10 protein-coding genes and 1 pseudogene are annotated in these 12087 nt (G+C 42.1%); 5 read left to right on the top strand and 6 right to left on the bottom strand.

All coding sequences use genetic code 11. From position 1 onward, the window contains the following. Both gatC and ligA read right to left on the bottom strand, forming a co-directional pair. Positions 1 to 309 carry an Asp-tRNA(Asn)/Glu-tRNA(Gln) amidotransferase subunit GatC gene (gene gatC, locus BUB87_RS10495; RefSeq protein ID WP_073345094.1) on the bottom strand — a complete coding sequence of 103 codons (309 nt, stop codon included), beginning with the start codon at positions 307 to 309 and terminating at the stop codon, positions 1 to 3. Positions 310 to 355: 46 nt separating this feature from the next. After that, the gene (gene ligA / locus BUB87_RS10500) at positions 356 to 2341 is read right to left on the bottom strand and encodes an NAD-dependent DNA ligase LigA (RefSeq protein ID WP_073345097.1); all 1986 of its coding nucleotides are present in this window, start codon (positions 2339 to 2341) and stop codon (positions 356 to 358) included. A 222-nt stretch (positions 2342 to 2563) separates the two neighbouring features. On the opposite strand from ligA, the gene BUB87_RS10505 reads away from it, so the two are divergent. Then, complete coding sequence (locus BUB87_RS10505; RefSeq protein ID WP_073345100.1) at positions 2564 to 2791, top strand: FeoA family protein; 228 nt, start codon at positions 2564 to 2566, stop codon at positions 2789 to 2791. Position 2792: 1 nt separating this feature from the next. Beyond that, complete coding sequence (gene feoB, locus BUB87_RS10510; RefSeq protein WP_073345102.1) at positions 2793 to 4640, top strand: ferrous iron transport protein B; 1848 nt, start codon at positions 2793 to 2795, stop codon at positions 4638 to 4640. Between the two features lie 165 nt (positions 4641 to 4805). Here the strand turns inward: feoB and BUB87_RS10515 are convergent, their stop codons facing one another. The 4 genes from BUB87_RS10515 to BUB87_RS10530 form a co-directional block, all read right to left on the bottom strand. After that, positions 4806 to 5075 (bottom strand): pro-sigmaK processing inhibitor BofA family protein, encoded by a 270-nt coding sequence (locus BUB87_RS10515; protein WP_073345121.1) that lies wholly within the window; start codon positions 5073 to 5075, stop codon positions 4806 to 4808. A 355-nt stretch (positions 5076 to 5430) separates the two neighbouring features. Further along, complete coding sequence (gene pcrA, locus BUB87_RS10520) at positions 5431 to 7644, bottom strand: DNA helicase PcrA (protein ID WP_073345104.1); 2214 nt, start codon at positions 7642 to 7644, stop codon at positions 5431 to 5433. A 60-nt stretch (positions 7645 to 7704) separates the two neighbouring features. Beyond that, positions 7705 to 8016, bottom strand: coding sequence for a YerC/YecD family TrpR-related protein (locus BUB87_RS10525; RefSeq protein ID WP_073345106.1), 312 nt, complete (start codon positions 8014 to 8016; stop codon positions 7705 to 7707). A 101-nt stretch (positions 8017 to 8117) separates the two neighbouring features. After that, entirely contained in the window at positions 8118 to 9191 is a 1074-nt protein-coding gene (locus BUB87_RS10530; RefSeq protein WP_073345109.1) for a PRK06851 family protein, read from the bottom strand. 141 nt (positions 9192 to 9332) lie between these two features. Between BUB87_RS10530 and BUB87_RS10535 the strand changes: the two genes are divergently transcribed. The 3 genes and pseudogenes from BUB87_RS10535 to cas2 all read left to right on the top strand — a co-directional run bounded on the left by BUB87_RS10535 (position 9333) and on the right by cas2 (position 11738). Further along, positions 9333 to 10565, top strand: coding sequence for a serine hydrolase (locus BUB87_RS10535; RefSeq protein ID WP_073345111.1), 1233 nt, complete (start codon positions 9333 to 9335; stop codon positions 10563 to 10565). A 119-nt stretch (positions 10566 to 10684) separates the two neighbouring features. Then, the gene (locus tag BUB87_RS10540; protein WP_073345114.1) at positions 10685 to 11488 is read left to right on the top strand and encodes an amidohydrolase family protein; all 804 of its coding nucleotides are present in this window, start codon (positions 10685 to 10687) and stop codon (positions 11486 to 11488) included. Between the two features lie 30 nt (positions 11489 to 11518). Next, positions 11519 to 11738, top strand: a pseudogene (gene cas2, locus BUB87_RS14995) (CRISPR-associated endonuclease Cas2). The last annotated feature ends 349 nt before the right edge of the window (positions 11739 to 12087 follow it).

The raw sequence follows: 12087 nt of genomic DNA on the forward strand, positions 1-12087 counted from the left end.
TCACTCTATTATGCTGGGCACTTTAAAACAGCCATCTTCTTTGTCATCGGTATTCATCAAGACCTTCTCTCTGTCAAGAGACTGGTGAACCACATCATCCCTGAACACATTTTTAACAGGCAGGATGTGGGCTGTAGGCTCCACATCTTCTATATCTAACTCGCTTAACTTATTTATGTAGTCGAGAATGTGCCCCAGTTCTACAGACATCCTCTCTATTTCCTCATCGGTTAGCTTGAGCCTTGCCAATCTGGCAACGTGCAATACCGTATCCCTATCGATCACACCTCTCACCTCTTTTATATTCATGTTTTTACTTCATGCTTACATAAAGCTCAATTATGTTCATATTTTATCAGATAGATAACATTTTTTCAAATTCTTCTTCACTTATAATAGGCACCCCAAGCTTTTGGGCTTTTTCCAGTTTGGATCCGGGGTCTTTTCCTGCCAGCACATAGGTTGTCTTTTTGCTGACGCTGGATGATACCTTTCCTCCATTCTTTTCTATGATTTCAGTGGCTTCAGCTCTTGTATACCTCTCCAGGGTACCAGTAAGGACAAAGGTCATGCCCTGGAACTTATTGCTTGAAATGGATCTACCTACCCGGCGCATATTGACTCCGGCTGCTTTGAGGCGCTCAATCATTTCCCTGTTGTGATCATCGGCAAAAAAGGCCACTACGCTCTCGGCCATTTTTTCTCCAACCTCAGGCACCTGAAGGAGGTCTTCCTCCTTTGCCTTCATGATCTCATCGATGTCCTTAAACCAATCAGCCAGAGTATCAGCGGCTTTTGAGCCTATATACCTTATGCCAAGGCCAAACAGTAACCTTCCTAGGTCATTTTTCTTGCTGTTTTCAATGGCCGTCAAGAGATTATTTGCCGATTTATCCCCCATGCGCTCTAACTTTATCAAGTCGTCGTATTTAAGATAATAAATATCAGCGACATTCTTGACAAGGCCGTTATCAATGAGCTGGGATATGATAGCAGGCCCCAATCCCTCTATGTCCATCGCATCCCGTGAGGCAAAATGGATTATGCCCCTCTTTATCTGAGCAGGGCAATTCAGGTTGGGACATCGGACAGCCGCTTCTCCTTCTATCCTGACAGTTTTTGCGCCACACTCAGGGCACCTATCGGGCATAGCAAATGGTATCTCGTGCCCTGTGCGCTCTTCTTTTACTACCTCCACCACCTCAGGTATGATATCGCCAGCCTTTTGAACCAGCACCGTATCCCCTATCCGTATATCCTTTTCCTTTATGTAGTCTTCGTTATGCAATGTAGCCCTGCTTACTGTAGTCCCCGCCAGCCTGACGGGCGTCAGTACTGCCGTAGGCGTTATAACCCCAGTTCTACCTACCTGGACAATGATATCCTCCACTTTTGCTTTCTGCCTCTCAGCCGGGAATTTATAGGCCACCGCCCATCTGTAATGTCTGGCTGTTGCCCCCAGCACATCCCGTTTAGCCAGGTCGTTTACCTTCAAGACCATGCCGTCGATCTCAAAGGGCAACTGATGGCGCTTCTCTCTCCACTCCTCAATATAGCTCAAAGCTTCATCGATGCTGTTTACATGTATCAAATAAGGGCTGATCTTAAAGCCTATATCCTTGAGGTATTCTAATGCCTCTATATGGGTTTTGAACTCTCTTCCTTCAATTCTCTGGAGGTTGAATACAAATATATCCAGCTGCCTTTTAGCCGTTATAGCTGGGTCCAGCTGCCTCAGTGAACCAGCTGCTGCATTCCTGGGATTGGCAAAAAGTGGCTGCCCCTCCTCTTCCCTCGCCTGATTCAGCTCGGCAAAGTACTTTTTGGGCATGTACACTTCACCGCGAACCTCCAGGGTTACGTCTTCTTTCAGTCTAAGGGGAATAGACCTTATCGTCTTGAGATTCTGGGTGACATCCTCACCCACATAGCCATCGCCTCTGGTGGCTCCCCTCACAAAAGTTCCTCTTTCGTATTGCAATGCCACAGAAAGACCGTCGATTTTAAGCTCCAGCACGTAATCGGTATCTCCCACCGCCTCTTTTACCCTTCTGTCAAAATCTCTGAGCTCACCACCGTTAAACACGTCGTCAAGGCTCAGAAGTGGAATACTGTGTTGATGCTGGGCAAACTCCTTTAGCGGTTGCCCACCTACCCTCTGGGTCGGAGAGTCCGGCGTGATAAGCTCAGGGTGCTGGCTCTCCAGCATCTTTAACTCATTCATAAGCCTGTCGTATTCATCATCGGAAATCTCAGGAGAATCCAGCACGTAATACATATAATCGTGATGGGATATCATCTTTCTCAGCTCTTCTATCCTCTTTACTACACTATCGCTCATGTTACTCCCTCTCAATTTATACGATTCTTCTACATTTCCAGAAACCTTCAGACAATTCTATTATAGCATAAAACCATATTGTTATGTAAAACCTCTCATTGACAAATCATGTAGATTGAATTACAATATATATGACAGTATTGATAATGAATCTCAGATTCATCTGCTTATTTGGAATACATAAACTGTTCTCTAAATAACATGTAACAGGGAGGTGGACCTATGACTCTTGACCTGGCTAGTATAGGTAATAAACTGATCATAGATAAAATTGACGACGAGAAGGTAAAAATTCAGATACTGCGCTTTGGTATATCAGAAGGTTCTCTGGTAAAATGCGTAGATAAGCTACCAAAAGGACCCGTAATCATTCAAAACCGTATGCAGGAAATCGCCATAGGTAGAAAACTGGCTGAAAAAATCAAGATCAGAGAAGTAAAGGAGGGTTAAGATGAGCAGTTGTTGCACGCCCATTAAAATCAATATACCTGAAAACGCCAAAAAAATTGTCCTGGTAGGAAACCCCAATGTAGGCAAATCAGTGTTTTTCAACGCTCTCACCGGGATGTACGTAGATGTCTCTAATTTTCCCGGAACCACAGTTGATATAAGTTATGGGATGTACGGTAATGATGTAATAATAGACACACCAGGTGTCTACGGCGTCTCCTCTTTTAACGATGAAGAAAAGGTAGCTCGGGATGTAATTTTAAGTGCTGACATAATCCTGAATGTGGTAGATGCTCTGCATCTGGAGAGAGACCTTTTTTTGACCCAGCAATTGATCGATATGGGCAAACCCATTATCGTCGCTTTAAACCAGATGGACGAAGCTAAAAAAAATGGAATATCTGTAGACGTTCAAAAATTATCCCAAGAACTTAACGTCCCTATAATACCCTGCATCGCTATAAAAAACATAGGTATAAGTGAAGTCAAAAAAAATTTGTACAATGCCAGGAAGGGAAACCCCATTGAAATTGTAAGGGAAAATTACAGGACCTATGAAAACAGCGGCATTGACCCCAGTGAAATCCTGCTGATACTGGAAGATGACGAAAACGTGTGTGCCAGAAATGGTATAACAAATCCCCCGGGGCTCAGGGAAAAGATCTATAGCGAGAGGCGCAAAAGGGTAGATCAGATCGTAAATGCCGTTGTAAGCGAGCAATACGCTCAGGCCTCTTTTTCTGCAAAACTTGGAAAGCTCATGCTCAAACCTGTTACAGGCGTCCCTTTATTGATAATAACTCTCGTTATCATGTATGAGGTCATCGGGGTATTCGTCGCCCAGACCGTTGTGGGTTTCACTGAAGGCACCGTGATGGACGGCCTCTACAGGCCATTTATAACAAAAGTAATCGGAAGCATCATACCTCAGAAGTCATTTTTAGGCAGCATCCTCATCGGCGAATTCGGGCTTTTGACCATGACCGTCGTTTATGTAATTGGCCTGCTTCTACCCCTGGTCATAGGCTTCTACCTCTTTCTGTCGCTACTGGAAGACTCGGGGTACCTCCCCAGAATAGCCGTGTTGGTCGACAGAGTGTTGACAAAGCTGGGTTTAAACGGCAAAGCCATAATACCCATCATCCTGGGTCTAGGCTGTATTACCATGGCCACGATTACCACCAGGATATTGAACTCCAGACGAGAGCGATTTATAGCGACTATGCTCCTGGGACTGGCAATACCCTGTTCGGCACAGCTGGCTGTCATCACCACCATGATAGCACCCCTTGGTCCTCTCTATATAATATCCTATGTCATAATACTAATAGCCATATTTGTTGCTATAGGTACTATCCTCAATAAAGTGCTGCCCGGAGAATCCACAGACCTTTTAATAGACCTGCCAACATTAAAAGTACCCCGCATCGACAATGTCGTAAAGAAAACCATCACAAAGACAAAAATGTTTCTTGAAGACGCTGTTCCATTGTTTGCAGCGGGATCTGTTGGCATATCTATACTGCAGTATACAGGTGTTTTAAATATTATACAAAAACTAGCTGCCCCTCTGACCACAGGATGGCTAAAGTTGCCTAAAGAAGCAGCAAATGCCTTTATAATGGGATTTGTAAGGCGTGACTTCGGAGCTGCTGGACTTTATTCGCTTAAACTGAGCCCCAATCAAACTCTGGTGGCATTAGTTACAATAACGCTCTTCGTACCGTGTATAGCCGCGACCATGATTATATTTAAGGAGAGAAGCAAGGCAGAATCGTTGATCATATGGTTTGGTTCGGTGTTTCTGGCATTTTTAATCGGTGGTACCCTGGCACAGATTATACTGTGAGGTGATATTTATGAAGACATGCCCTCAATGCGGATACAGGGTAAAAGAAACAGCGGAGAGATGCCCTAGATGCAATAAAATCCTCGTGGTTTTGGCACCGTGTACCGGCAGCTGCTTGAGCTGTAAACAAAAATGCAAACAAGCTCCAAAAAATTAATGTTCCAATTAAATAACATGGAAAAAATATTTAAGTATTAAAAGCACGATTATGCCCGGTATACCAAAAAAACCTGTAACGAATGCTGTCGCGATATTTATAGGCAGATACAATCCAATAATACCTCCAAAAAAGTTAAATATTAGGAGAAAAATAAATCCTACTATGGAGTTCAATATAAACCTGAACAGGAATTTTATAGAAATGCTAAATAGCCACAGTACAGCGGCCAGTGCGATAATTCCTATTATAAACCACAATGCGCCGGAAAACAGTATCACATCATCACCCCATTTCTACCTTTATGAACCCTCTCCATCCCATAGAGGATGGAGCTTCCTATTTCATCGACCGCTGCCTGCTGTTATTCACAGCAGATCTTACACAATCTCCATAGGCGTAACTTCGGGAGGAACCTTCCCTAACGAAATAAGCACAATTCTCCATCTGATGTCGCTGCTATTGAATTTATCCCCTTATCTATTCCTATTGCTTTTTCTCCTATGGATGCTTTTTCTTTTCTCCTACATCAGAAATTCATCTCCCACCTGTAGAGGATGGGAGCCTTCTTTCAAGTTTTTGTTAAAGAACATCTGTTTTAAAAAACATCTGTCGACGTTCCTGTGCTTCTGACTACTCTATGACTTTCAACGGTGCAAAATCCACAGCCAGTCTTTTAGAGCCTACGCTGTCAAAGACCACCACCACCTCTGAGTCGCTGGCCTCTACCACTGTTCCTATACCCCATTTAGCGTGCTGCACCTTCTGGCCCTCAGTAAATTTTACAGCAGATCTATCTCTTTTATGTCTATGCGTCAGCGGCACTCCAAAATCTCCCTGATCTTGGGTAAAAAGAGTACCTGTTCTCCTGGGTTCTGCCGTGGCCGCGATATACTTTCTCTCACTTCGGGATACGCCCCCTGCCTCGTAACCTTCGTGTTCTATTAAATGCTCAGGTATTTCCTCTACAAACCGCGATACAGGATTGTAATTGACACTTCCATATATATTTCGCTGCAGGGCGTGAGTTATATAAAGCTTCTTTCTGGCACGGGTTATACCTACGTAGCACAGCCTTCGTTCCTCTTCCAGCTGAGCTTCATCCAGCATAGCCCTTGATAAAGGAAAAACTCCCTCTTCCATCCCCACAAGAAATACATTGTCAAATTCCAGTCCCTTAGCCCCATGTAGGGTCATTAATATCACAGCATCTTCATTTTCATCAAGGTTGTCTACATCAGTGACCAGCGATATATTTTCTAAAAACGCCTGCAATGATTTGTCCTCGCTTTTATTTTCAAATTCCTGGGCCACCGTCAAAAATTCCTGCAGGTTCTGTATTCTCGACTGATTTTCTTCACTATCATCCTTTTCCAGCTCTTTTATATAACCCGTCCTGTCCAGTACTTCATTTATTAACTGAGTGACAGTGGCCACCTCTTTTACAGCCATGAGCTCGCTCATCATTTCCACAAACTTTCCAATTGTCCTGGCCGTTCTTCCAGGCAGGATATCATCGCATTCCATCATGGCATCATACAGACTAATTCCCCGTTTGGCGGCACTTTCATCCAGCTTACTTAGTGTCCCTTCACCAATACCCCGTCTAGGGACATTTACAATCCTTCTCAGGCTTATATCGTCCAAAGGATTCTGCAAGACTCTCAAATACGCGATTATATCCTTTATCTCTTTTCTGTCATAAAACCTCAGCCCTCCCACCATCTTATAAGGTATGCCTTCCCTATTTAGCACATCCTCAAAGACGCGAGATTGAGCATTGGTCCTGTATAAAATAGCGTAGTCCCCAAAAGATTTACCCTGTGCTACCCCTTCTAAGATGCGCATGATGGCATACTCGGCTTCATCGTGTTCATCTGCAGCTGTATAAACCGTGATAGGCGTACCATCGTCGTTGGCCGTCCAGAGTTTTTTCGCCTTGCGGCCTTTGTTGTTGGCCACTACCTCATTGGCCGCCTCCAATATCTGCTTTGTGGAACGATAGTTCTGCTCTAATTTAATCACTTTAGTATTCTTGAAGTCTTTTTCAAAGTCCAATATATTTCGAATGTCCGCACCTCTCCAGCCGTATATGCTCTGATCGTCGTCACCCACTACACAAAGGTTCTGATGGTATGAAGACAATAGTTTTATAAGCTGGTACTGGGCCGCATTGGTATCCTGGTACTCGTCTACCATGATGTACTTAAACCGCCTCTGGTAGTAGTCAAGTACCTCTGGATTACTTTTAAATAGCTCTATAGTCTTAAGTATGATGTCATCAAAATCCAGGGCATTGTTCTTCTTCAGCTTATCTTGATATAATCTATATATATCCCCTATCTTTTTATTTCTGAAATCCTCACCATAGGCTTTCGCGTACTCATCAGGTCCTATCATCTTGTCCTTTGCCTTAGAAATGGCAGACAGCATAGCCTTCGGATCGTACAGCTTTTCATTGAGATCAAGTTCTTTGATGCAATTCTTTAGGAGGGTCAATTGATCCGACGCATCGTATATGACAAAACTCCTGGAATAACCTATGTGCTCAATGTCCCTTCTCAATATCCTCACACAGGCCGCGTGAAATGTCATAATCCATATGTCTCTGGCCTCTCCACCTAAAAGCGCCTCTACCCTTTCCCGCATCTCCCGGGCTGCCTTGTTAGTAAAAGTGATAGCGAGAATATTGTATGGGCTTACACCTTTTTCTTTTATCAGGTACGCGATGCGATGGGTTATAACCCTGGTCTTGCCACTACCCGCACCTGCCAGTATTAGTAAAGGCCCTTCTGTAGCGAGTACCGCATTCCTCTGGGCCTCGTTTAAAGAATCTATTAAATCCAACGAAATTCCTCCCGCGCATATTTTATATTAATTATAGCATATTTGATTTTGGCATAAAAACTAATCTTTCGCATCGGCATTTTTAGAGCTGATGCGGCTTAAAACCAGATTATACCCGCCTGAACCGTAGTTTAAAAACCTGTTTACCCTGCTTATCGTAGCAGTGCTGGCACCTGTAACTTCAGCTATCTCATTATAGGTCTTTTTGTCTTTTAACATCTTAGCTACTTTAAAACGCTGGGCCAATTCTTTAATCTCATTTATAGTACACACATCTTCAAAGAACATGTAGCATTCATCTACATCTTTTAAGCACAAAATAGCTTCAAATAGCTCATCTATCATTTTATCCTTTATCTTGGATTGATACATGGGCATACCTCCTGACCCCTTTTCATCCTTGTAAAACTATTATACCATAACAGCAACTTTCTTTCAGTAAAGCAATAAAAAGCGCTTTTCAGCGCTTTTTATCAATATCTCAATATCTTCTGTAAAATATTTTCTCTCAGTTGATCCACTGCGTGAAAATCCATGTTGGGTATATAATACTTTTCCAGCTCGTCGTGATTTTTCTTGGCTTTATTTATACATTTTATAGCTTCTTGCACCATAATGCCTACATATCCCAGATCTAGTTCTATCTCCTCCCTATAATAGCATAAACTCTTTTCATTTACAAATTTGTTTAGATCTACTACTTCACCATTGTCCTCAAACCTCTCACAGGTCGTAACTGCCACATCCAGCTTCGGTATTAATAAATGCTCAATGACATCGGGGTCCAGTGCACAATGGTATACCTCCACATCATAGCCTCTCATTCTAGCCTGTTCCGAAAGGACCTTTAATATCTTGGAAGCTCCTGTACCATCTTTTCCTTTTATCACATATCTCCTTGCACAAAGCCCTATAATAGTTTCAAGATAATCTTTAACGCCCTCAGGGGTTATTGCGCTTCCAAATAAATGTCTTTCTCTGCCTGATTTATCAAAAATCCCCTGACCCCCAAACAGTTTATCTACTAAATCGTACGTAATCTTATTTACCTGTGCCCAATCCACACATCCCTCCATTGTAGCCACAATATTATCCTTCAACCTCTTTGCCGCGCTCAGGTACTTATACGCCCTATCAAATAGCCTTTTTATCTCATTGTTCAAGGCCATAATTTCGTACTTACCCTTTTGCATCCCACTTTCGTTCCAAAATTGGCCCAGATTTACAATCTCCTCAAGAGCACCTGGATAAACAGGATCCACCACATGAGGTGCTGTACCATCAATTAACGCAATTCCCTTTTCGGGAATTACAACGGCATCCAGCGAATTATTATCAGAAGAACAATGGTGGAGTTCTACATCGTAACCTTTATCCACCATGATGCTGGCTATTTTCTTCATAAAACTGGACTTTCCGGTCCCCGGACCCCCTTTAAATATAAAAATCTTCTTAGCATCGTCGCCAATTATGTATTTATAGAACGAATAAAAACCATATGCGGTATTCCCACCAGGAAAAACCTCTTTAATCCGGCCTTTATCCATATCCATCCTCCTTTACCTCTGCGTTATTACAGACCATTATATGCAAAAGCAGCAAAATAAATTACCAATAAAACACCATGGAACGGTGATTAAATTTAGTATATAATTTTGTATATCATAAAGTATAGAGGAGAGTGAAATATGAAGGAGAAAAGATTCTACAGGATAATAGCTTCCTTCGTTCTGATAATGGCAATCATTGCTATCACGTTGCCCGCGTCGGCCAATTACCCTGATATATCACTATATATAAATGGTATACTGGTACAGATAAACCCAAAACCCGTGGTCATAGGTGGATATATAGCTGTACCATTTAGAGGGATCTCTGAAGCACTGGGCGCAGATGTCTACTGGGATCTTTCAACTCAGACTATGACAGCAGTAAAGGGAAACCAAAATGTTACGGTACAAAGTGGACATAAATGGGCAATAGTCAATGGAAAGGTAATAACAATGCCTGTTTATTCATTTATGAACAACAACAGGCTATATGTGCCACTAACACTTTTTAAAGAGGCTTTTGGCGCAAATATTCAGTGGGATAAGGTAAACCATATAGCATATGTCACTACCCCGGATAGCCACTATGAATGGGGTACCGGTATAAGCAATATATCTTATCCCGATTATAGCGCGCTAAAAGCAAAACTGCAGCGCTATATCAATACGCGCCCCGGACAAATAAGCGTATATGTACACGACCTTACCACAGGACAAACCCTAAGCATAGGCGGTGACAGGGTATATGCCGCAGCCAGCACAATAAAACTGCCTCTGGTATTATACCTTTATGAGCAGGCCGCTGCAGGAAAAGTAGACCTCAACACAAAACTCACTTATACACCGCAGTATTACATGCAGGGAACGGGTATCCTCCAAGGACAACCCTTTGGCGGCCAGTATACTATAAGAGAGCTTTCGCGGCTGGCTATTGAGTACAGCGACAACGTGGCCTGGCAGATGTTGTTGGACTACGCAGGCCAAGATAACTTAACAGCTTTTGAAAAGTCACTGGGCGCCAAGGCCACCGGCCTTGTCAACGGCCTAAGCGTAACCACGCCCAAAGATATGGATATATACCTAAGTGAGTTGCTGACATTTAGAGATGAAAACTATGATCTGGGAAATGAAGTGCTGTACTATATGGAACACTCCATCTTCAGCGAGGGGATACCTCAGGAATTACCTTCAGGAGTAGTCGTAGCTCATAAGATGGGAGCCCTTGATGACAAATTCCACGACGTAGGCATCGTATTTGGAAATCGGCCTTACATCATAACCATATTCACAGAAAACGGATGGGAAGACGCATCGCTTCAAACCCTTGCCGATATTTCTCGCATAGTGTACGATTACCAATCAGGACTCTAATGTCTTGATTAAAAAAGATGAGGTAGATTATTAGCATTTACCTCATCTTTTTATTATTGTATTATTCTCACAATGATGCTATACTTTATGCAAAGCTACTAGAGAGGAAGTATGCAAGGTTGAAAAACGTTATAGACTTTCACGCCCACGCTTTTCCTGATAAAGTGGCGTCAAAAGCTGTGGCGAATTTAAGCAAGCATTATTCGTTGAAAATAGAGCGAAAGGGGACATTAAAAGACCTTATTAATAGCGCAAAAGAAGGTGGTATACACCACATAGTAGTACACTCCACAGCAACCAACCCAGAACATGTGGAGACCGTAAACAACTGGATTGCCTCTATTACTGGTAACGGAATTATAGGCTTTGGCACGATACACCCTGATTATCCTTTCATAGAAAAAGAACTCTGTCGCATCTTGAAATTGGGACTTAAAGGCTTAAAATTGCATCCAGATTTTCAAGGCTTCTATATAGACGATCCCAAAATGATGCCTATTTACGAGATGATAGGTTCCAGAATGCCTGTATTGTTTCATCTAGGAGATGAACGCCTTGATTACTCAAGTCCCAGGCGCCTGGCCCGCGTGATAAATAACTTTCCTCACATGATTATAATCGGCGCTCATCTAGGAGGCTATGCCAGATGGGATGAAGCGATGGAATATCTAATTGGCAAAAATATTTATATAGATACATCCAGTTCACTTTGGAGATTGGATACAAAAAAAGCTGTAACACTCATAAAAAAACACGGTGTGGAGAAGGTACTTTTTGGCACAGATTATCCTATTACTTCTCACAAAAGCGAATTAGAGCGCTTCATGAAATTAAAATTGAGCACAGAGGAAAAAGAGAAAATACTGTGGGAAAATGGTCGTAAGCTATTAAAGTTACAAAGTACATTTGAACAAGCCATATGATTTACATTTTTAGGCACAGAGGAATGAGCTATGTTTATAATACTTGTTTATGATGTAGGAGAAAAGCGGGTAGCAAAAGTTTTTAAAACATGCCGCAAATATCTAAACTGGGTACAAAATTCTGTTCTGGAGGGTGAAAATTTCTGAAGCCAATTATAAAAAAACTAAAAATAGAGTTGTCAAAGATCATCGATAAAGAAGAAGATTCTGTAATATTTTACATATACTTAGGACCACAAAGTACTCATAAAGAGAAACGCTGGAAATAAAAAAAGGCGGTGATGATATAATCATATAGATTTAAGCTTTTAATGTCGCTTTAATGTCGTCGACCTGTGATAATGCAAAACTACCAGGGGTTAGACGACATACTTATTTATAAAAAAACCTTGATTTAGAGCGAAGATTATAATATCATTAAACTGTAAATGATAATTGAGATGATTGATTTTCATTATCGTATTAGCATAAAGATAGCATTTTAAGCGCTCTGTACGGGTTTTGAGCCTACCTATGAGGGATTGAAACCGTCATTATTGATGATGGTGAGCAAGCCGCAAGCAAAGTTTTGAGCCTACCTATGAGGGATTGAAACTTGC

Origin of the sequence: Caldanaerobius fijiensis DSM 17918, assembly GCF_900129075.1 — a bacterium.
Lineage (GTDB): Bacteria > Bacillota > Thermoanaerobacteria > Thermoanaerobacterales > Caldanaerobiaceae > Caldanaerobius > Caldanaerobius fijiensis.